The sequence below is a fragment of the Bradyrhizobium sp. USDA 223 genome (assembly GCF_044909005.1).
GTDB classification, from domain to species: domain Bacteria; phylum Pseudomonadota; class Alphaproteobacteria; order Rhizobiales; family Xanthobacteraceae; genus Bradyrhizobium; species Bradyrhizobium yuanmingense.
Genome location: NZ_JBIYDR010000001.1, coordinates 6,488,845 through 6,514,220, shown reverse-complemented (window position 1 = coordinate 6,514,220; position 25,376 = coordinate 6,488,845). Strand labels below are relative to the sequence as shown.

The 25,376-nt window shown below is 64.4% G+C and carries 28 protein-coding genes and 1 tRNA gene; 18 read left to right on the top strand and 11 right to left on the bottom strand.

The annotated features are described in order from the left end of the window. The first annotated feature begins 21 nt into the window (after positions 1 to 21). Positions 22 to 441, top strand: a complete 420-nt coding sequence (locus ABIA40_RS30375; protein ID WP_404544913.1) for a hypothetical protein — start codon at positions 22 to 24, stop codon at positions 439 to 441. Between the two features lie 8 nt (positions 442 to 449). On the opposite strand, the gene rplT is transcribed toward ABIA40_RS30375, so the two are convergent. Both rplT and rpmI read right to left on the bottom strand, forming a co-directional pair. Continuing rightward, positions 450 to 809 (bottom strand): 50S ribosomal protein L20, encoded by a 360-nt coding sequence (gene rplT / locus ABIA40_RS30370; RefSeq protein ID WP_028179126.1) that lies wholly within the window; start codon positions 807 to 809, stop codon positions 450 to 452. An 80-nt stretch (positions 810 to 889) separates the two neighbouring features. Continuing rightward, on the bottom strand, positions 890 to 1,090 hold the full coding sequence (gene rpmI / locus ABIA40_RS30365; RefSeq protein ID WP_008539890.1) for a 50S ribosomal protein L35: 201 nt from the start codon (positions 1,088 to 1,090) through the stop codon (positions 890 to 892). A 274-nt stretch (positions 1,091 to 1,364) separates the two neighbouring features. On the opposite strand from rpmI, the gene ABIA40_RS30360 reads away from it, so the two are divergent. After that, positions 1,365 to 1,760 carry a hypothetical protein gene (locus ABIA40_RS30360; protein ID WP_036024380.1) on the top strand — a complete coding sequence of 132 codons (396 nt, stop codon included), beginning with the start codon at positions 1,365 to 1,367 and terminating at the stop codon, positions 1,758 to 1,760. 238 nt (positions 1,761 to 1,998) lie between these two features. Here the strand turns inward: ABIA40_RS30360 and infC are convergent, their stop codons facing one another. Then, positions 1,999 to 2,538 (bottom strand): translation initiation factor IF-3, encoded by a 540-nt coding sequence (gene infC / locus ABIA40_RS30355; protein ID WP_074447655.1) that lies wholly within the window; start codon positions 2,536 to 2,538, stop codon positions 1,999 to 2,001. Between the two features lie 250 nt (positions 2,539 to 2,788). Here infC and ABIA40_RS30350 point away from each other — a divergent pair, with 250 nt between their 5' ends. Beyond that, a complete protein-coding gene (locus tag ABIA40_RS30350; RefSeq protein WP_404544910.1) occupies positions 2,789 to 3,577 on the top strand; it encodes an alpha/beta hydrolase in 789 nt (262 codons plus the stop codon). Positions 3,578 to 3,606: 29 nt separating this feature from the next. Continuing rightward, the gene (locus ABIA40_RS30345; protein WP_404544907.1) at positions 3,607 to 4,074 is read left to right on the top strand and encodes a nuclear transport factor 2 family protein; all 468 of its coding nucleotides are present in this window, start codon (positions 3,607 to 3,609) and stop codon (positions 4,072 to 4,074) included. 122 nt (positions 4,075 to 4,196) lie between these two features. On the opposite strand, the gene ABIA40_RS30340 is transcribed toward ABIA40_RS30345, so the two are convergent. The 3 genes from ABIA40_RS30340 to ABIA40_RS30330 all read right to left on the bottom strand — a co-directional run bounded on the left by ABIA40_RS30340 (position 4,197) and on the right by ABIA40_RS30330 (position 6,981). Then, positions 4,197 to 4,994 carry an acyl-CoA thioesterase domain-containing protein gene (locus ABIA40_RS30340; RefSeq protein ID WP_404544905.1) on the bottom strand — a complete coding sequence of 266 codons (798 nt, stop codon included), beginning with the start codon at positions 4,992 to 4,994 and terminating at the stop codon, positions 4,197 to 4,199. Between the two features lie 37 nt (positions 4,995 to 5,031). Beyond that, complete coding sequence (queG, locus tag ABIA40_RS30335; RefSeq protein WP_404544902.1) at positions 5,032 to 6,168, bottom strand: tRNA epoxyqueuosine(34) reductase QueG; 1,137 nt, start codon at positions 6,166 to 6,168, stop codon at positions 5,032 to 5,034. A gap of 120 nt (positions 6,169 to 6,288) precedes the next feature. Beyond that, positions 6,289 to 6,981: a glutathione S-transferase family protein gene (locus ABIA40_RS30330; protein ID WP_036024387.1), complete on the bottom strand. Its 693-nt coding sequence runs from the start codon at positions 6,979 to 6,981 to the stop codon at positions 6,289 to 6,291. Between the two features lie 169 nt (positions 6,982 to 7,150). Here ABIA40_RS30330 and ABIA40_RS30325 point away from each other — a divergent pair, with 169 nt between their 5' ends. The 3 genes from ABIA40_RS30325 to ABIA40_RS30315 all read left to right on the top strand — a co-directional run bounded on the left by ABIA40_RS30325 (position 7,151) and on the right by ABIA40_RS30315 (position 10,290). Next, positions 7,151 to 7,957, top strand: a complete 807-nt coding sequence (locus ABIA40_RS30325) for an undecaprenyl-diphosphate phosphatase (RefSeq protein WP_404544900.1) — start codon at positions 7,151 to 7,153, stop codon at positions 7,955 to 7,957. 263 nt (positions 7,958 to 8,220) lie between these two features. After that, positions 8,221 to 9,546 carry an FAD-binding protein gene (locus tag ABIA40_RS30320; RefSeq protein ID WP_404544897.1) on the top strand — a complete coding sequence of 442 codons (1,326 nt, stop codon included), beginning with the start codon at positions 8,221 to 8,223 and terminating at the stop codon, positions 9,544 to 9,546. A 3-nt stretch (positions 9,547 to 9,549) separates the two neighbouring features. Next, entirely contained in the window at positions 9,550 to 10,290 is a 741-nt protein-coding gene (locus ABIA40_RS30315) for an SDR family oxidoreductase (RefSeq protein WP_404544895.1), read from the top strand. 170 nt (positions 10,291 to 10,460) lie between these two features. On the opposite strand, the gene ABIA40_RS30310 is transcribed toward ABIA40_RS30315, so the two are convergent. After that, the gene (locus ABIA40_RS30310; RefSeq protein WP_404544893.1) at positions 10,461 to 11,426 is read right to left on the bottom strand and encodes a complex I NDUFA9 subunit family protein; all 966 of its coding nucleotides are present in this window, start codon (positions 11,424 to 11,426) and stop codon (positions 10,461 to 10,463) included. A 151-nt stretch (positions 11,427 to 11,577) separates the two neighbouring features. On the opposite strand from ABIA40_RS30310, the gene ABIA40_RS30305 reads away from it, so the two are divergent. Beyond that, a tRNA-Leu gene (locus tag ABIA40_RS30305) sits at positions 11,578 to 11,664 on the top strand. A gap of 158 nt (positions 11,665 to 11,822) precedes the next feature. Here ABIA40_RS30305 and ABIA40_RS30300 read toward each other — a convergent pair. The 4 genes from ABIA40_RS30300 to ABIA40_RS30285 all read right to left on the bottom strand — a co-directional run bounded on the left by ABIA40_RS30300 (position 11,823) and on the right by ABIA40_RS30285 (position 14,309). After that, the gene (locus ABIA40_RS30300) at positions 11,823 to 12,413 is read right to left on the bottom strand and encodes a DUF1311 domain-containing protein (protein ID WP_404544890.1); all 591 of its coding nucleotides are present in this window, start codon (positions 12,411 to 12,413) and stop codon (positions 11,823 to 11,825) included. Then, the gene (locus ABIA40_RS30295; protein ID WP_404544888.1) at positions 12,410 to 13,675 is read right to left on the bottom strand and encodes an MFS transporter; all 1,266 of its coding nucleotides are present in this window, start codon (positions 13,673 to 13,675) and stop codon (positions 12,410 to 12,412) included. The genes ABIA40_RS30300 and ABIA40_RS30295 overlap by 4 nt, the downstream gene beginning before the upstream one ends. Positions 13,676 to 13,755: 80 nt before the next feature. Then, on the bottom strand, positions 13,756 to 14,055 hold the full coding sequence (locus tag ABIA40_RS30290; RefSeq protein ID WP_271543387.1) for a type II toxin-antitoxin system RelE/ParE family toxin: 300 nt from the start codon (positions 14,053 to 14,055) through the stop codon (positions 13,756 to 13,758). After that, entirely contained in the window at positions 14,052 to 14,309 is a 258-nt protein-coding gene (locus tag ABIA40_RS30285) for a type II toxin-antitoxin system ParD family antitoxin (RefSeq protein WP_271543389.1), read from the bottom strand. The genes ABIA40_RS30290 and ABIA40_RS30285 overlap by 4 nt, the downstream gene beginning before the upstream one ends. A gap of 185 nt (positions 14,310 to 14,494) precedes the next feature. On the opposite strand from ABIA40_RS30285, the gene ABIA40_RS30280 reads away from it, so the two are divergent. The 10 genes from ABIA40_RS30280 to ABIA40_RS30235 all read left to right on the top strand — a co-directional run bounded on the left by ABIA40_RS30280 (position 14,495) and on the right by ABIA40_RS30235 (position 25,334). Continuing rightward, positions 14,495 to 15,805 (top strand): UbiA family prenyltransferase, encoded by a 1,311-nt coding sequence (locus tag ABIA40_RS30280; RefSeq protein WP_404544884.1) that lies wholly within the window; start codon positions 14,495 to 14,497, stop codon positions 15,803 to 15,805. Positions 15,806 to 16,012: 207 nt separating this feature from the next. After that, positions 16,013 to 16,627 (top strand): ribonuclease D, encoded by a 615-nt coding sequence (locus ABIA40_RS30275; protein ID WP_271543393.1) that lies wholly within the window; start codon positions 16,013 to 16,015, stop codon positions 16,625 to 16,627. Between the two features lie 270 nt (positions 16,628 to 16,897). Then, entirely contained in the window at positions 16,898 to 17,629 is a 732-nt protein-coding gene (gene lptC, locus ABIA40_RS30270; protein ID WP_271543396.1) for an LPS export ABC transporter periplasmic protein LptC, read from the top strand. A 5-nt stretch (positions 17,630 to 17,634) separates the two neighbouring features. Next, positions 17,635 to 18,336: an LptA/OstA family protein gene (locus ABIA40_RS30265; RefSeq protein WP_271543398.1), complete on the top strand. Its 702-nt coding sequence runs from the start codon at positions 17,635 to 17,637 to the stop codon at positions 18,334 to 18,336. Positions 18,337 to 18,559: 223 nt separating this feature from the next. Next, positions 18,560 to 19,561 carry an LPS export ABC transporter ATP-binding protein gene (gene lptB / locus ABIA40_RS30260; protein ID WP_157287273.1) on the top strand — a complete coding sequence of 334 codons (1,002 nt, stop codon included), beginning with the start codon at positions 18,560 to 18,562 and terminating at the stop codon, positions 19,559 to 19,561. A gap of 90 nt (positions 19,562 to 19,651) precedes the next feature. Next, positions 19,652 to 21,289 carry an RNA polymerase factor sigma-54 gene (gene rpoN, locus ABIA40_RS30255; RefSeq protein WP_271543401.1) on the top strand — a complete coding sequence of 546 codons (1,638 nt, stop codon included), beginning with the start codon at positions 19,652 to 19,654 and terminating at the stop codon, positions 21,287 to 21,289. Positions 21,290 to 21,370: 81 nt separating this feature from the next. Then, positions 21,371 to 21,976: a ribosome hibernation-promoting factor, HPF/YfiA family gene (gene hpf, locus ABIA40_RS30250; RefSeq protein ID WP_404544881.1), complete on the top strand. Its 606-nt coding sequence runs from the start codon at positions 21,371 to 21,373 to the stop codon at positions 21,974 to 21,976. A 229-nt stretch (positions 21,977 to 22,205) separates the two neighbouring features. Beyond that, complete coding sequence (ptsN, locus tag ABIA40_RS30245; RefSeq protein ID WP_008141251.1) at positions 22,206 to 22,667, top strand: PTS IIA-like nitrogen regulatory protein PtsN; 462 nt, start codon at positions 22,206 to 22,208, stop codon at positions 22,665 to 22,667. 347 nt (positions 22,668 to 23,014) lie between these two features. Then, positions 23,015 to 24,298 (top strand): O-antigen ligase family protein, encoded by a 1,284-nt coding sequence (locus ABIA40_RS30240; RefSeq protein WP_404544878.1) that lies wholly within the window; start codon positions 23,015 to 23,017, stop codon positions 24,296 to 24,298. A gap of 13 nt (positions 24,299 to 24,311) precedes the next feature. Continuing rightward, on the top strand, positions 24,312 to 25,334 hold the full coding sequence (locus tag ABIA40_RS30235; RefSeq protein WP_271543407.1) for a glycoside hydrolase family 5 protein: 1,023 nt from the start codon (positions 24,312 to 24,314) through the stop codon (positions 25,332 to 25,334). Positions 25,335 to 25,376 lie beyond the last annotated feature (42 nt).

Sequence of the window (25,376 nt, the reverse complement as noted above, 5' to 3'; positions counted from 1 at the left end):
GGGTACGAGGAGAGTTTTGCGATGCTTTCGAGATCCTGCCTGGTCGGCCTGGTCCTGCTTCTTTTGCAAGGTGTTTTGGGTGGCGCGGCCTACGCCGAGGAGTGCCCGGCCAAATCGACGTCGATGGACGACGTCATCGCAGTCCTCAATGCGGCGCCTGGCTGCAGCCGTGCCATGAAGCTGTTCGAGGCCTGCGCATATGGCGCCAGCGGCGACGTGCAGTTCGGCGAAGTTGTCGAGAAGAAATGCGAAGCTGATTTCGGCGGCCAACTGAAGCTGCCGCAGAAGCTCGGCTATCAGCGCGAGTTGCAGGCGTGCGATCGCAAGTACCGGAACAAGTCCGGCACCATGTATCTCTCGTTCACAGCCTTTTGCCGGGCGCAGGTCGCCCAGCATTACTCGCAGCGCGCGTTGAAGGCTACGGGCCAAAAGGCCCGCTAGCGCTGGTCTCAGGCAGCCAGCGCGGCCTTGGCCTTCTCGGCGATCGCCTGGAACGCGGCGGGCTCGCTGATCGCGAGATCCGACAGCACCTTGCGGTCCACGGTGATCCCGGACTTGGCCATGCCGTCGATAAATCGGCTGTAGGTCAGGCCGAACGGACGGACGGCTGCGTTGATGCGCTGGATCCAGAGCGCGCGGAACGTCCGCTTCTTGCGCTTGCGGTCGCGGAAGGCGTATTGCATCGCCTTCTCGACCGCCGGCTTGGCGGCACGGATAGTGTTCTTGCGGCGGCCGTAGAAGCCCTTGGCGGCCTTGTAGACTTTCTTGTGCTTGGCGTGGGCGGTCACACCGCGTTTGACGCGAGACATGACGAAATCCTTCAGAGATGACTTTGGTTATCGGATCGCCGCGGGATGCGCGGCACGGATGGCAATGATCGTGGACGCGATCAGGCGTTCGGCAAGAAGTACTTCTTGACGTTGTCGCCGTCGGTCTTGAACAGCACGCGGGTGCCGCGGAGCTGACGGATCTGCTTCTTCGTCCGCTTGATCATGCCGTGACGCTTGCCGCGCTGGGCGTGCATCACTTTGCCGGTGGCAGTCACCTTGAAGCGCTTTTTAGCGCCCGATTTGGTCTTCAGCTTGGGCATTTGGCTCTCCTAATGGCCACAGAGATCCGCCCGCGAAGGCGGCTGGACCGTCAAAAATGCTCGTTAGAGCGTTGATTGTGCTCAAGTTTTGCGACAGGCGCGAAACCCGCACGAGACACCGCCACGGCAGCCCGTAAATCAGCCGGGCGGTGAAGGCTGGGCTTATGACAGAGGAGAGGCCAGTTGGCAACGATGAACCGCCGCAACCCGCCCGCCGACTATTGAACGCTGCCACCCCTCATGTCCAAGCCTTCTCGTCTGAAGCAGGTCCAAAATGGCTCATTTCCCGCAACTTCTGATTTCATTCGCCCGCCCGCGCCCTCTGGCGCTGTTCGCTGTGCTCGCCGCGGCTGCGCTGCCACAGGCGGCTGACGCCCGCGCCGGCGGCTATGACGGCATCTGGAACGTCACCTTCGCCACCACCCGCGGCAATTGCAGCTCGGGCTACAGCGTTCCCTTCACCGTGACCGGCACCCGCGTCTCCTCCGCCGGCGGCGGCCGGGTCTCGGGCCGGGTCAACCGTTCCGGCGCTGTCGCCGTGCAGGTCTCGGTCGGCGCCTCCCACGCCAGCGGCGGCGGCCGGCTCGCCGGCGTGAACGGCGCCGGGTCGTGGAAGGGCATCATTTCCGGCGACCAGTGCAGCGGAACCTGGCAGGCGACCAGGACGTAGCACCAAAGACGCTGGTGCGCTCCCTCCCCGCTTGCGGGGGAGGATCGGGGAGAGGGCTGTCTCCACCAGCGAGAGCCCCCAAGAGGCGAAAGCCCTCACCCGCCGCGCTACGCGCGTCGACCTCTCCCGCAAGCGGGAGAGGTGCAGCGGCGTCCGCGGCTGCACCTCGACCAAAAAAACAAACGGCCCGCCGGGGATCCGGACGGGCCGTTGAACTCAGTCCTAAAAGCGTTGCGCGTCAGCGCGGCGCCAGCACCATCACCACCTGGCGACCTTCGAACCGCGCGTCCTGCTCGACCTTGGCGAGCTCGGCGACATCGGTCTTGATCTTGTCGAGCAGCTTGGTGCCGATCTCCTGGTGCGCCATTTCGCGGCCGCGATAGCGCAGCGTGATCTTGACCTTGTCGCCCTCTTCGAAGAAGCGCTGCATCGCGCGCATTTTCACGTCGTAATCGTGGTCGTCGATCATCGGGCGGAGCTTGATCTCCTTGATCTCGACGGTCTTCTGCCGCTTGCGGGCTTCCGCGGCTTTCTTCTGAGCGGAATACTTGTACTTCCCGTAGTCCATGATCTTGCAGACGGGAGGGCTGGTATTCGGTGAAATCTCGACCAGATCCATCCCGACTTCCTGCGCCATGCGGATGGCGACGACGGTCTCGACCGTACCTTTGTTGTCACCGGTCTGGTCGATCAGCTGGATCTGCGCATTGCGGATATCATCATTGATGCGCGGCCCGTCTTTGCTGGCAGCGGGCGGAGCTTTATTAGGACGGCGAATGGGTGGTTCTCCAAAGTTGTGAAAGAAGCGGCTATCTTGAAGGAAGATGCGTTTGCCGGCAAGCAAGTCGCTGGTGCGAGGCGCGAAAAACCCTCAAATGCGAGGCATTTTGGTCACGGCCCTCGGCACGCTGACCGACATAGACACCTTGCCTCTGTTCCGCAAGCGTCCCAAAGACCAATACCGATGCCGGTCGCGCTTTCGGAACAGGTCCCGACAGCTCAAACCGCATAGCCAGAGTAAACGTTCCATGACCGACGCAATTCCCGATGCCGTTCTTGAGTTCATCGATGTGGGCGAGGGGCCGTCCGCACGCAGGATCGCGGTGCGCCGCCGCCCCGGAAAGGGCCCCGGGCTGGTCTGGCTGGGCGGATTCAAGTCGGACATGCAGGGCGGCAAGGCCGTGGCGCTGGATGTCTGGGCCTATGAGCGCGGCCGCGCAATCGTCCGGTTCGACTATTCCGGCCACGGCGAATCCGGCGGCGATTTTGCCAATGGGACCATCGGCAGCTGGCTCGAGGACAGTGTTGCGGTGTTCGAGCGCTTTTGCGACGGCCCGCAAATCCTGATCGGCTCCTCGATGGGCGGCTGGATGGCGCTGCTGCTCACGCGCGAGATCAAGAAGCGTGCCGGCAAAGCGTCGATTGCGGGCCTGGTGCTGATCGCGCCGGCGCCCGATTTCACCGAAGAGCTGATGTGGAAGAATTTTTCGCCCGCGGTGAAGAAGGAGATCGAGACCAAGGGCTTCTGGCTGCGCCCGTCGGAATATGGCGACGGCTCGCCCTATCCGATCACGCGGAACCTGATCGACGAGGGGCGCAATCACCTCGTGCTCGGCAGCGCCATCGATCTCGGCTGCCCCGTCCGCATCCTGCAAGGCGCGAAGGACCCTGATGTGCCGTGGCAGCATGCGTTTGCGCTGACCCACCGCCTGCCGGCCGATGACGTCGTGCTGACCATGATCCAGGACGGCGATCACCGCCTCTCCCGCCCGCAGGACATCGCGCGCATTCTTGCGGCGGTGGCTGAGATCGGGTGAAGTGCCTTCTTCCTTCAGGAGGCAATCCAATGACGACCACCGCCATGCTGCGCGCCTTCTGCGACGCCGTCGAGCAGCGCAACGGCAAAGCCTTCGCCGAGCTGTTCACCGAGGACGGCGTCTATCACGACGTCTTCTACGGCGCCTTCGCCGGCCGTGCGAAGATCGCCGCAATGATCGACGACTGGTTCTACCGCACGGCGACCGATTTCCGCTGGGACATGCACGATCCCGTCACCGACGGCACCACGCTCTATGCGCGCTACACGTTCAGCTACAGATCGACATTGCCGGAAGCGAACGGCGCGCGGGCGATGTTCGAGGGCGTGGCGATCATGACGCTGAAGGGCGGAAAGATCGCGAGCTATCACGAGGTCGCCAACACCGCGCCGGCGTTCGTGGATTTGAACTTCGTACCGGAGCGGATCGCGAAGATCGTCGCCAAGCAGGGCGCCGAACTGAAGGCGCGGCCGGAGATGCAGCGGCATTTGGGGTAGCTGCATCCTCCTCGTCATTCCGGGGCGTGCGAAGCACGAGCCCGGAATCCATGACCACCATCGGGAGTATGGATTCCGGGCTCACGCTTCGCGTGCCCCGGAATGACAGGTGGAAAAAGTCCCTACCGCTTCGACGGATTCACCATCGGCTTGCGCTGCGCCAGCGCGGCCACGGTCGCGGTGCCGATCGGGCCCTGTTCGTCATGGAGCCAGCATTCGCCGATCGCGACGCCGTCGGTGGCGTGGTGGTTCACCACCTCGAAGCCGATCCACTCCGTCACCGGCAGGCGGTGCAGATAGATCGTGACGTCGCTGTTGATGTAGCCGAGCCCCTGGTCGCCGGCGTTGGCAAACGGGCTGGCGAAATCGGCGCCGGTGGCGACGCGGACGAACGGCGTCATCGGAACGCCCGCGACGAGCTCGCGCACCTCGCTCATCCACAATCTGCGCGGGCCGAGCGAACCCATATGACCGACGATGGGGCGCGTCGCCCATTTGCCGTTCATGCCGAGCCGGGGATCGGTCGGCTTGGGGATCTCGGCCGGCTTCGGCGCGTCCCAGTTCGGCGGCGACCAGACATTGCCATCGGGATTTTGCGTTTTGCGCAGCAGCTGGCACGAAGCCCGCGCCATGCTGACCCCGCCGGAAAAGAACTCCGCTTCCACTACGCGGATGCGCATGCCGTCGCGCACCAGCCGCGTCGTCACCTCGATCGGCCTGTCGATGGTTGGCAATCGGAACATGTCGACCGTGAGCCGCGCCGGCACGAATTCCGGCCCGGAATGGCGCTCCTCGACGACGAAGCCGAGCAGGCCGACGACGACGCGCCCGTGCAGCGATTTCGGATCCCATGGACCATTGGCGACTTCCGTCGGATGGAATGTATCACCGTCGCGATTGAAGAAAGGCATGTTTGTCATGACGCGCGAGATTGCGGGAATGGGCGGGGAAATCAAGTCAGGAGGCGGCCCGCCACTCCTCGCGCACGCTATTGTCCTGCTCGTTGCTCTCAGCGGCAGATCTCATCGCCTCAAACTCTTCGCGCGCCAGCAACTGCCCCAGCGCCCACACCGCCGCCCCGCGCACCAGTGGGCTTGCATCAACTAGCAATCGCCGCGCCTCGTCCGCCAGCGTCACCTCGCCCGAATTGCCGATCGCAATCAGCACATTCCGCACGAACCGGTCGCGCCCGATGCGCTTCACCGGCGACTTCGTGAACAGCGCACGGAATGCCGCGTCGTCCAGCCGTGCCAGCTCAGCGAGCGAAGGCGCGCGCAACTCGTCGCGCGCGGCGAGTTTTGCCTCACGTCCCTCTTGCGCAAACTTGTTCCAGGGGCAGGCGGCAAGGCAATCATCGCAGCCGTAGATGCGGTTGCCGATGCTCTTGCGAAACTCGTGCGGGATCGGGCCCTTGTTCTCGATGGTCAGATACGAGATGCAGCGCCGCGCATCCAGCTTGTAGGGCGCGGGGAACGCCGCGGTCGGGCAGATGTCGAGACAGGCCCGGCATGAGCCGCAATGATCGATCTCGGGTTCGTCGCGCGGCAGCTCCAGCGTGGTGTAGATCGCCCCGAGAAACAGCCACGAGCCGAACTCGCGCGAGACGAGGTTGGTGTGCTTGCCCTGCCAGCCCAGATGCGCGGCCTGCGCCAAGGGCTTCTCCATCACCGCCGCTGTGTCAACGAACACCTTCACCTCGCTCGGCGCGGTCGCGACCAGCCAGCGCGCCAGCGCCTTCAGCCGCTTCTTGATCAGGTCATGATAGTCGTCGCCTTGCGCATAGACCGAGATCGCCGCGCGCGTGCGCTGCTTCAGGACGGCAAGCGGATCGGAATCGGGACCGTAATTGACGCCGAGCATGATCACGCTGCGCACGTCGGCCCACAGCCCGCGCGGGTCGACGCGGCGCTCCGGCTGGTTCGCGAGCCAATCCATGTCGCCATGGCCGCCCGAGGCGATGAATTCGAGGAAGTGTTGTCCGGCTGCATCGATCGAGCCCGGCGCGGTGACGCCGATGCAGTCGAAGCCGAGCGCGTGCGCCTGCTCTTCGAGCGCGCTGCGCAACCGATCCGTGTCTGTGTCGATGTTGTTCATGCATCCACACTCGACGTCGTCATGGCCGGGCTTGTCCCGGCCATCCACGTTCTTGTGTAATCCTCACCGAGACAGGAAGCACGTGGATGCCCGGGACAAGCCCGGGCATGACGGCCCTCATCAGAAATCCAGGTCCACGTAGGTCCGCGAGGCCGGCACGCCGGCCAGCCATTCGCTGAGGAGCGGACGGAACGACGGGCGGGATTTCACCCGCGCGTACCACGCCTTTGCTGCGTCGTCCTCGCTCCATGGCACGTCGCCCAGATAGTCGATCGCCGAAAGATGCGCCGCGGCGGCGAGATCCGCGTAGGTGAGCCGGTCGCCGGCGAGGAAGTTGCGGGTCTGCGCCAGCCAGCCGATATAGGCCAGATGATAGCGCACATTGGCCTTCGCTGCGCGCATCACGTCGGCCGAAGGCGGCCCGCCGCCGTTCTCCTCGCTCATGAAGCGCTTGTAGATGCGCTCGGTGACGAGTGGATGCGAGACCTCCTCGAAGAATTTTTCGTTGAACCAGGCCATCAGCCGGCGCACCTCGACACGCTCGGCAAGCGTCTCCGGCATCAGGCGCTTGGGGCCCATCCCGGCGCCATAGGCCTCATCGACATATTCGGCGATGATGGCCGCGCCCGGAATCGGCGGCTGCTCGTCGTCCACCAGCACGGGCGTGGTGCCCGCTGCATTGAGCAGCAGAAACGCCTCGCGCCGCTCCCAGCTGCGCTCCTCGATCAGCTTCAGGTCAAGCCCGTATTCACCCGCGATCAGGCGAATGAAGCGCGAATGCGGACAGAACGGATGATGAAACAGCGTAAACATGAAGCCTTTGACTATGTGATGGTGCTTAAGAATCCATCAATGTTTGTGCGGCGCCACACTAGTCCTTCAAAACCTCGAAGCAAGGGCGTGATTTGGCATTTTGCGATTGCGGCATGGGGTCGAATAGGCGAGAAGAGCCCCGCTTTTCCAGCCGAAATGGACCGTAAATATGTCAGACGCAGTACGGGCAGTGATCCTCGGCATCATCGAGGGCGTGACCGAGTTCCTTCCCGTATCCTCGACCGGCCACCTCCTGATAGCCGAGCGCTTCTTTCATCTCGGCGAAGGCGCGTTCTGGGATTCGTTTACGGTTCTGATCCAGCTGGGCGCGATTCTCGCGATCGTGGGGCTGTACTTTCGCAAGCTGTGGGACGTCGTGATCGGCCTGTTCACGGGCGATGCCTATGCTCGCCGCTTCATGATCGGCGTGCTGGTCGCATTCCTGCCCGCTGTCATCGTCGGCCTCGTCGCCGGTAAGTACATCAAGCTCCTGCTGTTCAATCCGTGGGTCATCTGCTTCACACTGATCGTCGGCGGCGCCATCCTGCTCTGGGTCGACAAGCTCGAGCTCAAGCCGCGCGAGCATGATGCCACCAGATTTCCGCTCTTGATGTATCTCTATATCGGCATCGCGCAGTGCGTGGCCATGATCCCGGGCGTGTCGCGCTCCGGCGCCAGCATCGTCGCCGCGATGTTGCTCGGAGCCGACAAGCGCGCGGCGGCGGAATTCTCGTTCTTTCTGGCGATCCCCACCATGATCGGCGCGTTCGCCTACGACTTCTACAAGAGCCGCGCCGAGATGACGATGGACCACATCAACATCGTCGCGATCGGCTTCGTGGTGTCCTTTATCACCGCGATCATCGTGGTGAAGACGTTTTTGACCTATGTCACCCGGCACGGTTTCCTGCTGTTCGCCTGGTGGCGCGTCATCGTCGGCACCCTCGGCCTGATCGCGCTGGCGCTGGGACGGTAGACATCTCTGATCGGATAATGCTGACCGAGGTTCTCGGTTCACCTCTCCCGTAGGGAGAGGTCGGATCGCATCGCAAGATGCGGTCCGGGTGAGGGGTTACAGTCTCACTGAGGGCCGCGGCCCCTCACCCGGATTGCTGCGCAATCCGACCTCTCCCCGTCGGGGAGAGGTGGGCGGACAGCCCTGCCCTCAACGCAATATAAGCTTTTGATCGGTACTCAGTTTGCCATGCTGGGCGGCGCGCCCGGCGCAGGAGCTGAGCAATGACCCTCGTCAGCGGCTGGGGGCGCTTCCCGGTCGTCGATACCGAGATGCTGCGTCCGCGCGCGTTCGCGGCGGTTGCCGACGCCGTCGTGTCCGGCACCGTGGCGCGCGGCAATGGCCGTGCCTATGGCGATGCCGCGATCGGGGCCGTCAGGACCGTCGCGATGACGGGCTTCGACCGCATCAGGTGGTTCGATCCGGCGACCGGCCGAATCTGCCTCGAGGCCGGCGTGCTGCTCTCGGACCTGATCGAGACCTTCGGCCCGCGCGGCTTCCTGCCCTTCGTACTGCCCGGCACGCGTTTCGTGTCGATCGGCGGCGCCATCGCCGCCGACGTGCACGGCAAGAACCACCATTGCGAAGGCGGCTTCGGCCGCTATGTCGACAGCATCCTGCTGCGCACGGGCGAGGGCGAATTGATCGAAGCCTCGCGCGAGCAGAACTCCGACGCATTCTTTGCGACAATCGGCGGCATGGGCCTGACCGGGGTCATCCTCGAAGCGACCTTGCGGCTGCGCAAAGTCGAAACGGGATGGATCCGCGAGCGCGTGATCTCGGCATCCGATCTCGATGCCGCGATGCGCGCGCTCGATGCAGGCGATGCCGCAACCTATTCGGTGGCGTGGATCGATTGCGCCGCCCGCGGCAAGGATCTCGGCCGCTCGCTGATCTATCTCGGCGAGCACGCCGGCAAGGACGAGCTTCCTGCCGGCGCCGCGGCGTTTCCCGCCGGCAAGCATCCCGGTCTTGGCGTGCCCATCGATTTGCCCTCGATGACGCTGAACCGCTTTGGCATCCGCGCCTTCAACGAGCTGTACTACCGCATGGGCGCGCGCCGCGCCGGCGGCAGCCATGTGGTCTCGCTCTATCCCTATTTCTTTCCGCTCGACAGCATTGCCGACTGGAATCGCATCTACGGCAAGCGCGGCTTCCTGCAGCATCAATGCGTGATCCCGGAGAACGGCGCGCGCGACGTGCTCGGCGAGATTCTGGGGCGCGTCGCGCGGCGCGGCGATGCCTCCTTCCTCGCGGTGCTGAAGAAGCTCGGCCAGGGCGAGGGCATCCTGTCGTTTCCGCTGCCCGGCTACACGCTGGCGCTGGATTTCCCCGTGCGCGGCGACATCCTGAATTTTCTCGACGAGATCGACCGTCTCGTTGTCGCGGCCGGTGGCCGGCTCTATCTCGCCAAGGATGCGCGCCAGTCGCGCGAGACGCTCAAAGCCGGCTATCCCGCCCTGCCGCGCTTCAACGCGATCCGCAAAGCGCTCGACCCTGCCAGCAACATCCGCTCCAAGCTTTCACAACGTCTGTTCGATGAGGTCTAGGCCGTGACGTCGCGCAAGTCTGTACTGGTGCTGGGCGGCTCATCCGACATCGGCCGCGCCACGGCGCACGCCTTTGCCAATGCGGGATACGATGTGGCGCTCGCCGGCCGCGACGTCGCCGCGCTGGAGCCTGACGCCGCCGATCTTCGCGCGCGCTACAATGTCGAGGTCGGTGTTCACACATTCGACGTGCTCGACACCGCCTCGTTCGAGGGCTTCGTCGCCGGCCTGCCCGCGCTGCCCGATGTCGCCATCTCGATCGTCGGCCTGCTTGGTGTGCAAGAGAGCGCGCAGAGCGATCTCGCCCATGCCACCGCGATCATGCGCTCCAACTACGAGGGTCCGGCGCTGATTCTCGGCCTGTTCGCGGAAAAGTTTCTAGGTCGCGGCAGCGGCACGCTGGTCGGCGTGTCCTCGGTCGCCGGCGATCGCGGCCGCGCCTCCAACTATGTCTATGGCTCGGCCAAGGCCGGCTTCTCCGCCTTCCTGTCCGGCCTGCGCGCCCGCGCCAGCCGTGGCGGCGTCCACGTCGTCACGGTCAAGCCCGGCTTCGTCCGCACCAAGATGACGGAAGGCATGAAGCTGATCGGCCCGCTCACCATCGAAGCCCCCGTCGTCGGCGCTGCGATCCTTCGCGCCGTCGAGAACAAGAGCGACATCGTCTATGTCAGCGGCAAATGGCGCCTCGTGATGCTGATCATCAAGACGCTGCCGGAAGCGGTGTTCAAGAAGCTGAGGTTTTGAAAGTCGTGACGGGCGGATCCTCGCCCCAGCGGCGGTGCGCCCCCTCGCCCCGTTCGCCCCACCAGCTCGTCATGGCCGGGCTTGACCCGGCCATCCACGCGTATCCGAGACTGCAGCGAGACGTGGATGCCCGGGTCAAGCCCGGGCATGACGACGGATAGAGAGGCGCTTCACACACTCATCCGCTGGAACTGGCCCTGCGGGCGGAAGCGCCAGAGATATTGCGGGGCGATCGCCTCCAGCGAATCGGGCGTGATGCCGAGACCTTCCAGCGTCAGCCCGGCCGCCTTCGCCGCATCCGACACGATATTGTCGCGCTCGAGCAGCGTGACCTGGTCCGGCGTCAGCTTGAACGCGCCCGGCGCGAATTGCAGGAAGTTGGCCTGGAAGCGGGCGAGGCCGAACGTCAGCGGCACCAGCATGCGCTTGCGGTCGGTGATTTCGAGGATCGCCTCGATGATCTCGCGCATGGTCAGCACTTCCGGCCCACCGAGCTCGTAAGTGGCGCCCGCCTTGGCCTTGCCGTCGGCCGCATCCGCGATAGCACTGGCGACGTCGCCGACATAGACCGGCTGCATCTTCGTCTCGCCACCGATCAGTGGCAGCACCGGCGACATCCGGGCCAGCGCGGCAAAGCGGTTGGTGAACTGGTCCTCGGGGCCGAACATCACGGAGGGGCGGAAGATCGTGGCGGAGGGAACCGCGGCCAGGACCGCGGCTTCGCCGGCCGCCTTGGCCCTGGCATAGCGTGAGGGCGACTGCGCATCGGCCCCGATCGCCGAGACATGCACCAGCGCGCCACCTGCGGCGGCCGCCGCCTTGGCGACGGTCTCGGCGCCCCTGGCCTGGACGGCGTCAAAAGTCTGCTTGCCGCTCTCGGTGAGCACGCCGACCAGATTGATCACGACATGCGAATCACGCAGCGCCGCCTCGACCGAGGCCGGATAGCGCAGATTCGCCTGCACGGTGTGGATCTGCCCGACCCGGCCGAGCGGCTGGAGGTATCCGGCGAGTTCCGGCCGCCGCACCGCGACCCGGACCCGGTAATCCCGCTTGCACAGGGCCCGGACGACGCTGCGGCCCAAGAACCCCGATCCGCCGAAAACCGTGACCAGCGTGTCCAGATTCGATGCCATGGGAGCCGTTCCTGCGGAAAAGAGTGCGTCTTGTCAGGCTTGTATCGGGCCGGTTTGCGATGCGCAATCGGCATCCCGACCCCGGCCTCACGCATGAATTGACAACGGCGTCACCGAACCGTAGTAACCGCCTCCGTGCCCCAAACGGCATGCCCAGGTGGTGGAATTGGTAGACGCGCTGGCTTCAGGTGCCAGTGGCTTAACGGCCGTGAAGGTTCGAGTCCTTTCCTGGGCACCATCCCCTGCTCAAGCGATTGAAATCGCTCATCCGCAGGACATCGAGCTGCTGACCGGTCCACGACACCGAAGCACAGCGCTCATGGCGCGCCGAATAGCCGTCGTCGCCACGTCGGAAGATGCCGGCAAGGCTGGTGACCCGAGCCCCGCTAGGAGGCCTCAGTGCTCGTTGACCGCAGCGTCGAGCTTGATCAGGCTCAGCGAGCGGTTCGCGGTCTCGCGCAGGCGGCAGTAGCTCGCGCCGCCCCGGTACATGCCGGGGTCGACGTTGTCGAAGACCGCGCAGAGGCGATCACGCGACGCGGCGAAAACTTTCTGCGAGTCATTGACCGCCTTGATGGCGTCGGCGAACCCGCCGGCCTGAACCTTCTTCAGCGCCTCACTGGTTTTCTGCGTCCAGACGGCGAGTTCGCGCGCCGCGCAGGCCTTCCATCTGGCGACATCGTCGTTCGCGCCCTCTGCCGCCTTGATGCAGGGGTCGGCGACGAGCCCGACGCAGGCGCCGCCGAAACCGCCGGTTTTCTCCACCTTCTTCAGGCAGGCATCGATCACGGCAAGGTCGGCTGGCGCGGTGCTTTGGATGGTGTCTTGGGCGAAAGCCATCGATGCCAGCGGGAGGCCTGCGGCGAGGATCGCGGCGGCAAGTTTGACTTTCACTGGAGATCTCCGTTCGGCGCATCGATGCAAACCTTGGTCACCGAAGATCCGGCGTGGGTTCACCCGAATGTGGAGCAGGAGCCGCTCCCTCACACCACCTGCTTCCCCGTCCGCTCCGCCACCGCCCTCTGCACGAAATACATCATCACCAGCGTGACGATCGTCGTGGTCACGACGACGTAGCCGATCCGGTCGAAATGGAGCAGCGCGCCGTCCGCGCCTTGCGCGATGATCGCGCTGGCGAGCACCGAGCCGAGGCCGCCGGAGAGCTGCTGCAGCGAGGCGCTCACCGCGCTGAACGAGCCGCGCTGGCTCGCATCGGGAATCGCCGACATTAGCGCCTGCGACGGGATCATGCGCGAGAAGATGCCGACGAACATCAGCACGTTGACCAGAATCGCGGTCGCGAGCGAGACGTGGCCGAGATGGGTGTAGATCAGCACCATGAGGACGGTCATGGCGCAGCCGAACACGAAGGTCGGATATTTGCCGAACGCGTCGCTGGCGCGGCCGACCAGCGGTCCCGTGACGATGCTGAACAGGCCGGAAACGAGATAGATCGTCGGCAGATGCGTGATGTCGATGCCGAGATTGTGCACGGTGTAGGCGCTGGAGAACGGCATGAGCATGTAGCCGCCGGTCGCCAGCAGCGTCGTGACGGCGAAGGCGAGGGTGTAGCGCGGCTCACTGACCGTCGCGACCAGATGGCGGAACGGGTTTCTGTCCTGTTTCAGCTTCAGATGCGCGTCGACCGGCTCCATGGCGAAGGCGATGATGGCGATCGTCACGATCGACAGCACGACGATGGCGACGAAGCAGACATGCCAGCTCCAGTGATTGGCGAGAAACAGGCCGGCGGGAATGCCGAGCACCTGGCTGGCGGCGAACGCCGTCTGGATGATTCCCATCACGCGGCCGCGCATCTGCAACGAGAACAGGTCGGTGATGATGGCGAGCACGACCGCGCCGATCACGCCGCCGAATAATCCGGTCACGATCCGGCCGATCAGCAGCACATGGTAGTTCGGCGCCACCGCGCACAGCAGCGTGCCGAGCGTGAAGCCGACATAGAAGAACAGCAGGAGGCGCTTGCGATCGAAACGATCGGCAAAGCCGGCGGCGAGGATGCCCGATAGTCCCGCACTGAACGCGTAAGCCGATACGGCAACGCCGAACTGCCCCGCCGTGATGCCGAGCGCGGGCATCAGGATGGCGCCGAGCGGCGACATGATGATGAAATCGAGGATGATCGTGAACTGCGTCAGCGCCAGCAGCGCGATGAGGAGCGCCTGGTAGCGCGAAAATCCGCGCGGACGCTGGTCGTCGATCGGCGCAGCGGGCGTTGGTTCGGTCATCAGATCTCAGTCGCAGTGAGGGGCAAGACAGTGCGGGGTCGGCAATAGATGGGGTGCGGCGGGACGAATTGCAGTGGGCGCTAGTCCGCCGGGAAGAGCAGTGGCTCATAGTCTCGCGCGCCATGGAGGATATGGATCACCTCGATGGCGTCGCGACCGACACGATAGAAAATCAGATAGTTCCCGAATGGGCGCCGGCGAATGCCTTTCTGCTCATAGCGCGGCACCAAGGGGTAGCCGCGCGGTGCATCGGCGAGTGTTTCGCACTTCTCCCGCAGTCCACGGATGAGCGTGAGTGCGCTTTGCGGGCTTTGCGCGGCAACGTATGATGCGATGTCTTCGAGGTCGGCCTCGGCTTCCGCGGTGAGGACGACGATCACGTGCGATCGGCCTTATCGGCCAATCTCGCTTCGAGCCGGTCAAAAACGTCTGACATCGGCTTGGTCCGTCCCGCGTCCGCATCGTCGAGCCCGCGCGCGATCGCGGCATCCAACGCAGCGAGCCGCGCCTCGCGCTCCTGAATGAGCCGCACGCCCTCTCTGAGCACCTCGCTCTTGGAGTGATAGCGTCCCGACGCGACGAGCTTTGTTATAAAGCTTTCAAGGGCTTCGCCGAGGTCTGCACTTACCGCCATACCGCGCCTCTCCGACCACTCATGCTTTAATAACTATTATTGAACCCTCCGCGTATCAAGCGGTGTCCTGCCCCCGCCGCCCCTGATTAAGCCGCCTTTAGTGAATGTTCCCATAGGGTTGGCGACCCATTTCCTGCTCCCCGGCCGAATGCCGGTCATGTCGCGGCAAGTCAGAGCGTTTTTCGATGGAGCAGCGTGCCCCGCAGTATGATCCTGGCGTGTCCGAGCCGTCGGCGCCCCGGACCCTCGTCATCGACCTCGAAGGCGCGCTGCTGCATTCCGAGCTGCTGATGGAGGCGCTGTTCTCCAGCCCCGGCCGCATGCTGGCGCGCTTCGGCGCGGGCGGACGGGCGGGCATGGCGGCGCTCACGGCGATCCTGGCGCGAGCCGAGATCGATTACGCCCATCTGCCCTATGATTCCGATGTGATGAACCGGGCGCTGGCGGCACGGGCGCGCGGCGAGAAGATCTATCTCGTCGCGGATCGGCTCGCGGCTCATGCCGCGGCGATCGCGGCGCATCTCGGCTTCGATGGCGTCGTTACGACGGCCGATCTTGCGGCGGGCAGCGTCCCGTTCGATCGTGCCTCCATCGCGCGCATCGAAAATCGCGAGGTCCGCAGAGCCGGCCTCGCCACCTGGGTGAAGGCGCTGCGCGTTCATCAATACGCCAAGAACACGCTGGTGTTCGTGCCCGCGCTCACGGCGCATCAGCTGAACCTTTCGACGCTCGGCCACGCGCTGCTCGCATTCCTGGCGTTCTCGGCCTGCGCCTCGGGCGCCTATCTGATGAACGATCTGCTCGATCTCGCCGCCGACCGGCAGCATCCGACCAAGCGCCACCGCGCGCTCGCGGCCGGCGATTTGCCGATCTCGTCAGCGCTGTCGGCGATCCCTGCGTTGTGGTTGTTCGCGCTTGCCGCCAGCCTCTGCATCTCGCCGCTGTTTCTCGGCGTGCTCGGCCTCTATCTCGTCACCACGATCGCCTATTCGCTCGCGCTCAAGCGCAAGATGCTGGTCGACATCGTCACGCTCGCCGGCCTCTACACGCTTCGCATCGTCGCCGGCGCTGTCGGCGTCGGCGTGGTGCTGTCGGAATGGCTGTTGATCTTCTCGCTGTTCGTGTTCACCTCGCTCGCCCTGATCAAGCGCTTCAGCGAGCTCAGCATGCGCGAGAGCGTGGGCCTCGCCGATCCCTCGAACCGCGACTATCGCGTCACCGACCTTAACGTCATCGCCGCGATGGCGGCGGCAAGCGCCATGAACGCGGTGACCGTGTTCTCGCTCTACGTCTCGTCCTCGGCGGTGACGCCGCTCTACAGCCGCCCCTGGATGCTGTGGCTGCTCACGCCGCTGCTGCTGTACTGGTTCGGCCGTGCGCTGATGATGGCGCATCGCCGCGAGATGCCGGACGATCCGATCCTGTACGCGTTCCGGGACGGCCCCAGCCGCACCGCAGTCGCGGCGATGATCTGCATCATGCTCGCTGCGATCTGACCGGCCGTAAGGTCACGGCCGCTTGCGTGACCTGTTGCGACTGGCTACATCGCGATCCATTCGACTAAAGCGCGATGCGATTAAGATGAATCGTCATCGCGCTTTAGGTTATTGATTGAGCATGATCTTTTCGGAAAACCGCTGCACACTTTTCCGGATCATGCTCTAGCCTATGATATCGACGCACCGATTCGACCCGAGGGTTTCATGACCGTACGCCTGCACCGCGGCGACCTGCCCGACCTGTCCCGCTACACCGGAGCGGTGGCGATCGACACCGAGACCATGGGGCTGAACCCGCACCGCGACCGTCTCTGTGTGGTGCAGCTCTCGCCCGGCGACGGCAGCGCCGACGTGGTGCAGATCCCCAAGGGCCACACCGACGCGCCGAACCTGAAGGCGCTGCTCGCCAATCCGGCGGTCACGAAGATCTTCCACTTCGCGCGGTTCGATATCGCGGTGCTGTACCAGACCTTCGGCGTCATGACCGGGCCGATTTATTGCACCAAGATTGCGTCCCGCCTGACCCGCACCTACACCGACCGCCACGGCCTCAAGGACCTCGTCCGCGAGGTGCTCAACATCGACCTCTCCAAGCAGCAGCAGTCCAGCGACTGGGGTTCCGACAGCCTGAGCGAGCCGCAGCTCGCCTACGCCGCCTCCGACGTGCTGCATCTGCATGCCTTGCGCGAGCGGCTGGACGCCATGCTGGTGCGGGAAGGCCGCAGCCAGCTGGCGCAGGCCTGTTTCGACTTCCTGCCGACCCGCGCCCTGCTGGACCTCCAGGGCTGGGCGGAGGAGGACATTTTCGCGCACTCCTGAGGTGCTTTAACCTCTCCCGCCTGCGGGAGAGGTCGCGCCGAAGGCGCGGGTGAGGGTTCTCTCCTCCAGGAGACTGTCCCATTGCGGTGACACCCTCTCCCCGGCCCTCTCCCGCAAGCGGGAGAGGGAGAGACGACCGCCCCGTTTCGGACACTTTCGTAACGGCCTGTCGCCGGCTGCATATTTCGGCGGCGCCGGATAGAATGGGGTGCGCCCCCTCGACCGGACAAGGCGAGCGATACGTCAGGAGACAGGTAAGCAGGAACCCCGGTGAATTCGGCCCAGAACCCCACCTACGACGCCGCGCTTGCGGCGAAGTTTGCCAGCGCGGCGCGCCACAGCCGCCTGGTGCGGATTCTGCGCATCGCGGTCCCGGGTGCTGTAGTGCTGTCCATGGCTATCATCATCGGCGTCTCGATCTTCAATCCGTTCCGCATGCTGATGCCGAAGCTGCCGCTCGACTCCGGAAATCTAGTGGTGTCGGGCACCAAGATCACGATGGAATCGCCGCACCTCGCCGGATACACGCCGGACCAGCGGCCCTACGAGCTCTGGGCCAAGACCGCGACTCAGGACATCACCGATCCCGATCACGTCGATCTCAATGACCTGCGAGCGAAAGTGCTGATGGAGGATAAGTCGACCCTATTCCTCGATGCCCGCACCGGCCGTTTCGACAACAAGCAGCAGCAGCTCGATCTGCGCAAGGATATCTTGCTGCGCACCTCGACCGGCTACGAGGCCCGGCTGAACTCGGCCTTCGTCGACATGGGCAAGGGCACGGTCTCCTCGGACGAGCGCGTCGACGTCAAGCTGACCAACGGCACGCTGAGTGCGGATCGCCTGCGAATTACCGAAGGCGGCGAAGTCATCCGCTTCGAGGGCAATGTGGTGATGCACCTCGACAAGCTCGACGAGCCCGCCGCGACGCAGCCTGCACCACCCGAGGCGGCGCCGACGAAGACACGCACGCCTCAGAACAAGTCTGCCAATTCGAAGTGATTTTCATGATGACCTGTTTTCCGCGTGACGTTTTTGTCAGCAAGGCCGCGCTCGCTATCGGCCTGGCGCTGCTCGTCACGGGTGCGGCCCTTGCTCAGAGCACGATGCAGGGTGTGCCCAATGCGATGCAGGGCTTTTCGCAGAACCGCGATCAGCCGATCCAGATCGAAGCCGCCTCGCTCGAGATGCGCGACAAGAAGAAGGAGGCGACCTTCGCCGGCAATGTGAAGGTCGTGCAGGGCGACACCACCATGACCTCGAAGACGCTGGTGGTGTTCTACGAGTCCGGCGGCGACAAGCCGGCCGCGCCGCAGCCCGCGGCGAAAGGCGCGAAATCGGCGCCGATGCAGTCGGCGCAGCCCGGTCCGGGCGGCAGCTCCTCGATCAAGCGGCTGGAGGCGCGCGGCAACGTCGTGGTCACCCAGAAGGACCAGGTGGTGACGGGCGAGACCGCCGTGTTCGACACCAAGACCAACCTCATCACCATGCTCGGCGGCTCGGGCCAGGTGGTCCTGACGCAGTGTAAGAACGTGCTGCGCGGTGATCGCTTGATGGTCGACATGACCACCGGCGTGTCCCGCGTGGAATCCGACAACGGGCGGGTGCAGGCGCTGCTGCCGCAGGGCGGCAGCAATGATTGCAGCCAGGGCGCCAAACCCGGCGCGGCGCCGCCCTTGCAATTGCCCGGCGCAAGTAAACAAAAATGAATTCAACAACTTGGATCGGGTGCTCCCGATCCGAGGTTGAAGCTTGGCGAGCGAGCCTGTATCTAGCGCGCAGGGCTTTCGAAGCGGGGTCCGCCGCTTTTCGGGCGTGTTTCACTGGGCATGAGACATTCCTTCACCCATGCTGCGTCGGCCAATCGCTCAGGCTGGCGCGACAGATCGCGCGGATTTCGCGCAAGACGACGCCAAAGGCTAAAAGGCGGGGATGGTCGATCTCTTCAGCATGTTCCGTCGGCGCCCCGCCAAGCGCGGCCGGCCAGGATTTGCGCGTCAGGACATCACTGCGCTCGGGGACAGCGTCGGCGGCCTCGTGCCCAGTCCTGTCAGGGACACGCCGATTGCCCGCGACCAGCCCCGCGGGCCCGACCAGTTCCAAGGTGACTACACGGGCGACTATCCGGCCGAGCCGCGTCCGCAGGCGGTTCATCCCGTCCGAACGGCCGCCAGGTCCAACGGTGCCGGCGCGCCGCAGCTGCTGAAGCGGCCCGGATTCCTGGCTGTGCATAGTGTGGAAAAGGCCTTCGGCAGCCGGCAAGTGGTGCGCGGCGTCAGCATCTATGTGCGCCGCGGCGAGGCCGTCGGCCTGCTCGGCCCGAACGGCGCCGGCAAGACCACCGTGTTCTACATGATCACCGGCCTGATCAAGGCCGATCGCGGCGCGATCGAGCTCGACGGCCACGACGTCACCAAGCTGCCGATGTATCAGCGCGCGCGGCTCGGCATCGGTTATCTGCCGCAGGAAGCCTCGATCTTCCGCGGCCTCACCGTCGAGCAGAACATCCGCGCCGTGCTCGAAGTGGTCGAGCCCTCGCGCAAGAAGCGCGAGCAGCAGCTCGACTCCCTGCTCGACGAGTTCAACATCACGCGCTTACGGAAATCACCGTCGATCGCGCTGTCCGGCGGTGAGCGCCGCCGCGTCGAGATCGCACGCGCGCTGGCGACGCGGCCGAATTACATGCTGCTCGACGAGCCCTTCGCCGGCATCGACCCGATCGCGGTCGGCGACATCCAGGATCTCGTCCGCCATCTCACCAACCGCGGCATCGGCGTGCTGATCACCGACCACAATGTCCGCGAGACGCTCGGCCTCACCGACCGTGCCTATATCGTCTATGCCGGGGAAATCTTGACGGAGGGAACTCCGGATGAGATCGTTGCCGATCCGGACGTGCGCCGCCTTTACCTTGGCGAGGAATTCCGCCTCTAGCCCTATTTTCCAATTCGTCAAGACGTGTACATCGGGCTGAGACTAGGATAAGCAAAAATCGGACCAACTTTTGGGATCGGTTCTTGCTTCATGGCGCTTACGCAGAGATTAGAGTTCCGGCAATCGCAGTCGCTGGTCATGACGCCGCAGCTGATGCAGGCGATCAAGCTGCTGCAATTGTCCAATCTCGATCTCACGACCTTCGTGGAAGAGGAGCTCGAGCGAAACCCGCTGCTGGAACGGGCCAGTGACGAGGCCCCCGCGGGCGAAGCTTCGGCCGAGGCCGGCAGTTACGGCGATTCCGGGGGCGGCCAAGATGACGGTCATGGCGATGGCCAGGGCGAGGACGGCTTCGGCGGTAGCGCGGAAGGCTTCGAGCCGGGCCAGGAAGAGTGGATGAGCAAGGATCTCGGCACCCGCGCCGAGATCGAGCAGACCCTGGACACCGGCCTGGACAACGTCTTCTCCGAGGAGCCGGCCGAGGCAGCCGCGCGCAACGCTCAGGATGCCGCGCCGACCACCTATACCGAATGGGGCGGCGGCGCCTCCGGTGACGAAGACTACAATCTCGAAGCTTTTGTCGCGGCCGAGACGACGTTGTCGGGCCATCTCGCCGAGCAGCTCTCGGTTGCCTTCACCGCGCCCGCGCAACGCATGATCGGCCAGTACCTGATCGACCTCGTCGACGAGGCCGGCTATCTGCCGCCCGATCTCGGCCAAGCCGCCGAGCGTCTCGGCGCATCGCAAGCCGAGGTCGAAAGCGTCCTCGCCGTGCTGCAAAAATTCGATCCGCCCGGGGTCTGCGCGCGTTCCTTAAGCGAATGCCTGGCGATCCAGCTGCGCGAGCTCGACCGCTACGACCCCGCGATGCAGGCGCTGGTCGAGCATCTCGATCTGCTCGCCAAGCGCGACATCGCGGCTCTTCGCAAGATCTGCGGCGTCGACGACGAGGACATCGCCGACATGATCGGCGAGATCCGCCGCCTCAATCCCAAGCCCGGCATGAAGTTCGGCTCGGCGCGCCTGCAGACCATGGTGCCCGACGTCTATGTCCGCCCGGGCCCCGACGGCGGCTGGCATGTCGAGCTCAACAGCGACACCTTGCCGCGCGTGCTGGTCAACCAGACCTATTATTCCGAGCTGTCGAAGAAGGTCGGCAAGGACGGCGACAAGTCCTATTTCACGGATGCGTTGCAGAACGCGACCTGGCTAGTGCGCGCGCTCGACCAGCGCGCCCGCACCATCCTGAAAGTGGCGACCGAGATCGTGCGCCAGCAGGACGGGTTCTTTACCCATGGCGTCGCGCATTTGCGCCCGCTCAATCTGAAGGCCGTCGCCGACGCCATCCAGATGCACGAATCCACGGTGTCACGTGTCACCGCCAACAAATACATGGCGACCAACCGCGGCACGTTCGAGCTGAAATATTTCTTCACGGCCTCGATCGCCTCGGCCGACGGGGGCGAAGCGCATTCGGCGGAAGCGGTGCGTCACCACATCAAGCAGCTGATCGATTCGGAGGAGCCCTCCGCGATTCTGTCGGACGACACCATCGTGGAACGCTTGCGCGCCTCGGGCATTGATATTGCCCGCCGCACGGTCGCGAAGTACCGCGAAGCCATGCGCATACCTTCCTCGGTGCAACGCCGCCGCGACAAGCAGAGCGCTCTTGGTAACGTCCTCTCTACCGCCTTGTCCGATCGCTCCCGCAATCCCGAACCGGCCTGATTGCGCTGGCGCCAAATCGCGCTACTCTCGATGCCCCATCGAGACCGATCCAAGCTGGGCACCAACCAAGCGAGGCATCACATGACTCTCAGAATCTCGGGAAAGAGCATCAGCGTCGGCGAGGCGCTGCGCGGCCGCGTTGCCGACCGTACCGACGAGGTGCTGCGCAAATATTTCGACGGCAATTATTCCGGCCACATCACGCTGAGCAAGGACGGCTTCGGCTTTCGCACCGATTGCGCCCTGCATCTCGATTCGGGAATCACGCTGGAAGCCGATTCGAACGCACCGGATGCCTATGCCAGTGCCGACCAGGCGCTGGTGATGATCGAGAAGCGGCTGCGGCGCTACAAGAACCGGCTCAAGGACCGCTCCGCGCGCAAGGCCCATGCCGCCTCCGAGGCGATGGCTGCGCTCGACGCCACCAGCTATGTGCTGGAAGCGCCCGGAGAGGGCGAAGAGGACGTCGCCGGCTACAGCCCCGTCATCATCGCGGAGCAAACCACGTCGCTGAAGCGGCTCTCGGTCAGCGAAGCCGTCATGGAACTCGACCTCAGCGGGGCACCCTGCCTGGTATTCCAGCATGGCTCGTCCGGTCGGGTGAACATCATTTACCGCAGGGCGGACGGCAATGTGGGCTGGATCGACCCGCCGGAAGCCAAGGTGGACGGCCAGGCCGGTGGCTAGGCCCGTCAGCCGGCGCCCGTACCATCCCGCCCTTAACAATGACGGGGGCAAAGCTGCACGCGGGAGTTGGCACCGGGATTGCGTTGGAGTAGAAGCCCCCCACATCTGGGCCTGGCGGGGTTTCGGGCTAAGTCCCCCTCCTGCTTCATGTTATGGACGCCGGCCGGGCTTGGTCTATCAAGCCGGCCAAATCGGAACCTGACGGTTTAATTCACCTCGGAAAGCTTCCATGCCGATTACCGATCTGGTCGCACCCGAGGCGATTCTCCCGGCATTGAAAGTCAACAGCAAGAAGCAGGCCTTGCAGGAGCTGGCGGCCAAGGCCGCTGAGCTGACCGGGCAGAACGAGCGCTCGGTGTTCGAGGTGCTGCTGCAGCGGGAGAAGCTCGGCACCACCGCGGTCGGCTATGGCGTCGCCATTCCGCACGGCAAGCTGCCCAAGCTGGAGAAGATCTTCGGCCTGTTCGCGCGGCTCGATCGTCCGATCGACTTCGAGGCGATGGACGGCCAGCCGGTCGATCTCGTCTTCCTGCTGCTGGCCCCCGAAGGCGCCGGCGCCGATCACCTCAAGGCGCTCGCCCGCATCGCCCGCCTGCTGCGCGACCAGGACATCGCCAAGAAGCTCCGCGCCTCGCGCGATGCGCAGGCGATCTATTCCGTGCTGGCGCTGCCGCCGGCAACGGCGGCGTAACCTTCCGTCCCTCTCGCCCGGCAAGGGTCCGATCGTCCCTTGCACCTGATTGTGAGGGCAGCGTCCCGTCATGCCACCTTGATCTCAAAGGTAGAAGGTAGGACAATCTTCCCGCTTGAGACGCACGGCACATTGGGCGGCGCCAACATCCGCTGAGAGCCGTTCGAAGCCGTGGACTGAGCGGACGTGACTGGGAATGGAATGACGCCGTTGCGCCTCGCGGCCGCGGCGGGAGAACGGCCCTGGGAATCAGGCCTCGACCGGCCGATGCCCGCGGCAGGCGCGCGTGCGAAGGCGCCCGTGGTGCGCGGTGAGGCAAGATTCGCCGTCCATCAGGCGGTCAGCTCATGACCAGCCTGCACGATTCCGAGGAGGACGACAGCGCGATCTGGCAAGCGCCCGGCGTCGGCGTGGAAAAGCTTGCCAGAATCGTGATGCGTGGCTCGATCACCGTCAACGTGATCGCGTCGATGGGAGTCCTCCAGCCCGCGCTGCTTCCCGCAGAATGGAGCTTCGTGCAACAGGCCGTTGCGCTTCTGATGTGGGTCATCCTGATCTACGCCAGTGCCTTCGTGCGACCCTGCCTGCGCGTGCAGCCAAATCCCGATTTCATCGCGCTGGTCGCATTCTATGCTCTCGCCGCTGTCTCCGTGCTCTGGACCGGCCTCGCCACCGCGGCGATCATGAAGAGCGCGGCCCTCGTGATGACGACTTTCGGTGCGTACTGCCTGATCACGCGGATCGACATCGACGAGATCGTCGGAGCGACGTCGCTGGGGCTCTTTATCTTGGTCGCCGCCTCGGCCCTGTGTGCGGTTTTCGTGCCCGAGATCGGCGTCGATCAGAGCTGGATGCACAACGGCCAGTGGCAGGGAATCTACGAATCGAAGCAGACCCTCGGCTTCATCAGCGCCTATCTGATGTTCTTTGCCTGCTATCAGAAGATGACGGGCCAGGGCTGGACAGTTTTTCTGCTGACGTTTCTCCTGGCATCGACATGCGTCATCGCCTCGGAATCCCGTGGTGCCGGTGCCGTTGCAATCGCCGCCGGTGCACTGCTCATGACCTCGCTATGGTCGATCCGCTGCATGAGGATTTACGCGGTGCTGCCGGTCGTCATGTGCATCCTGGCTGCGCTCCTGATCCTGTATTTCTATGTCACGGGCTACGATTCCATCCACCTCGGCGAATCGACCATCAATCTGACCGAGCGAACCTTCATCTGGCAGTACGCCATCAGCCATTTCGACGATGCGCCGCTGCTGGGCTTCGGCATCAACGGGTTCTGGACGCGCCCTGCGATTTACGACTATTTCAACCAGAACCACGGCTGGGTGCTGGACAATTATCATAGCGGCTACATCGCGGTGGCGATGGAAACGGGATTCCTGGGATACGTGCTGTTCGTGGCGAGCGTCTATCTGTTCTCGGAAAAGGTCCTGTACCTGATCGCCACGCGGTCGATCGACCGTCGCCACTGCGCTCTCATCATCGGATTCGTCGTCCTCAGCTTTCAATCGAATTTCACGGAGACGATGTTCCTTCGCTCGACGATGTTCACCTCGGTGCTGCTCGTCGCATTCTTCTTCGCGGTGTGCAGGCCGGTGCCACAGCAAGGCCTGCAGCAATGATGGGGCAGGCAGGATGAATGCCATCTGCGTCCGCTGGTCGGTAGCTTTCGGCCTCGCCTTGGCGCTGTCCGTGCTTGGGATCCGCTTTCCGGCCGAGGCAAAAGCGCAAGGCCACGCGCCCGCTCCCCCGAAATTGGGTCGCGGCATCAACATCCTCGGCTATGACGGCATTTGGGAGGGAGGCCGGAACGCGCCATTTCGTCTGGACAACCTCACCGCGATCAGGCGCGCCGGCTTCTCGCACGTCCGGATCAATTTCTTCGGCTTCAAGTTCATGGACCCGGAGAATGCGCTGGACGAGATCGTCTTGAGGCGGCTCGATGCGGTGATCGAGGAGGTGCTCGCCCGAAATCTCATCCCCATCCTGGACGAGCACGATACCCATATCTGTCAGCGCGACGTCTCCGAGTGCGCCGGGAAGCTGAAAGCGTTCTGGACGCAAATCGCCGCGCGCTATGCCGGAAAATATCCGAGGCTCGTCTTCGAGGTGCTCAATGAGCCGGGCGGGCAGATGACGTCCGCCGCCTGGAACGCCCTCCTGAACGAATGTCTCGGCATCATCCGCGCCACCAACCCCCGGCGGCCGGTGATCGCCGCGGTCCTCAACGTCGACGAGATGCCCGTCGAGGACCTGGTCCTGCCGCCGGATGACCGAAACATCATCGTCACGTTTCACTATTACGCGCCGATCCGCTTCACCCATCAGGGCGCACCGTGGTCGCCGACGTTCTCGCAAATAGGCCCGCTTGATTGGGGCACGCCGGAGGACGAACGGAAGGCGCGCGCCGATTTCGACAAGATCCGGTCCTGGTCCGAACGGGAAAAGCGTCCGATCTATCTCGGTGAGTTCGGCGTGTACGAGGCCGCGCCAGCCGAAGCACGGACGAGATATCTGTCGTTCGTGGCGCGAAGCGCGGAGCGGCTCGGCTGGGCCTGGGCCTATTGGCAATTCGATCATGATTTCGCAGCCTTCGACAGCGCGCGTCAAAGCTGGAAGCCGGAGATCATGCGGGCGCTGATTCCGGCGGGGCGCTGAGGCGGCGGGCGTGACCTGAACTCAGCCGCGCCGGCGTGAAGC

Coding starts and splice junctions, on each gene's coding strand:
- ABIA40_RS30375 (WP_404544913.1), top strand. CDS start 22: ATGCTTTCGAGATCCTGCCTGGTCGGCCTGGTCCTGCTTCTTTTGCAA.
- rplT (WP_028179126.1), bottom strand. CDS start 809: ATGTCTCGCGTCAAACGCGGTGTGACCGCCCACGCCAAGCACAAGAAA.
- rpmI (WP_008539890.1), bottom strand. CDS start 1,090: ATGCCCAAGCTGAAGACCAAATCGGGCGCTAAAAAGCGCTTCAAGGTG.
- ABIA40_RS30360 (WP_036024380.1), top strand. CDS start 1,365: ATGGCTCATTTCCCGCAACTTCTGATTTCATTCGCCCGCCCGCGCCCT.
- ABIA40_RS30350 (WP_404544910.1), top strand. CDS start 2,789: ATGACCGACGCAATTCCCGATGCCGTTCTTGAGTTCATCGATGTGGGC.
- ABIA40_RS30345 (WP_404544907.1), top strand. CDS start 3,607: ATGACGACCACCGCCATGCTGCGCGCCTTCTGCGACGCCGTCGAGCAG.
- ABIA40_RS30340 (WP_404544905.1), bottom strand. CDS start 4,994: ATGACAAACATGCCTTTCTTCAATCGCGACGGTGATACATTCCATCCG.
- queG (WP_404544902.1), bottom strand. CDS start 6,168: ATGAACAACATCGACACAGACACGGATCGGTTGCGCAGCGCGCTCGAA.
- ABIA40_RS30330 (WP_036024387.1), bottom strand. CDS start 6,981: ATGTTTACGCTGTTTCATCATCCGTTCTGTCCGCATTCGCGCTTCATT.
- ABIA40_RS30325 (WP_404544900.1), top strand. CDS start 7,151: ATGTCAGACGCAGTACGGGCAGTGATCCTCGGCATCATCGAGGGCGTG.
- ABIA40_RS30320 (WP_404544897.1), top strand. CDS start 8,221: ATGACCCTCGTCAGCGGCTGGGGGCGCTTCCCGGTCGTCGATACCGAG.
- ABIA40_RS30310 (WP_404544893.1), bottom strand. CDS start 11,426: ATGGCATCGAATCTGGACACGCTGGTCACGGTTTTCGGCGGATCGGGG.
- ABIA40_RS30295 (WP_404544888.1), bottom strand. CDS start 13,675: ATGACCGAACCAACGCCCGCTGCGCCGATCGACGACCAGCGTCCGCGC.
- ABIA40_RS30285 (WP_271543389.1), bottom strand. CDS start 14,309: ATGGCGGTAAGTGCAGACCTCGGCGAAGCCCTTGAAAGCTTTATAACA.
- ABIA40_RS30280 (WP_404544884.1), top strand. CDS start 14,495: ATGGAGCAGCGTGCCCCGCAGTATGATCCTGGCGTGTCCGAGCCGTCG.
- ABIA40_RS30275 (WP_271543393.1), top strand. CDS start 16,013: ATGACCGTACGCCTGCACCGCGGCGACCTGCCCGACCTGTCCCGCTAC.
- ABIA40_RS30265 (WP_271543398.1), top strand. CDS start 17,635: ATGATGACCTGTTTTCCGCGTGACGTTTTTGTCAGCAAGGCCGCGCTC.
- lptB (WP_157287273.1), top strand. CDS start 18,560: ATGGTCGATCTCTTCAGCATGTTCCGTCGGCGCCCCGCCAAGCGCGGC.
- rpoN (WP_271543401.1), top strand. CDS start 19,652: ATGGCGCTTACGCAGAGATTAGAGTTCCGGCAATCGCAGTCGCTGGTC.
- hpf (WP_404544881.1), top strand. CDS start 21,371: ATGACTCTCAGAATCTCGGGAAAGAGCATCAGCGTCGGCGAGGCGCTG.
- ptsN (WP_008141251.1), top strand. CDS start 22,206: ATGCCGATTACCGATCTGGTCGCACCCGAGGCGATTCTCCCGGCATTG.
- ABIA40_RS30240 (WP_404544878.1), top strand. CDS start 23,015: ATGACCAGCCTGCACGATTCCGAGGAGGACGACAGCGCGATCTGGCAA.
- ABIA40_RS30235 (WP_271543407.1), top strand. CDS start 24,312: ATGAATGCCATCTGCGTCCGCTGGTCGGTAGCTTTCGGCCTCGCCTTG.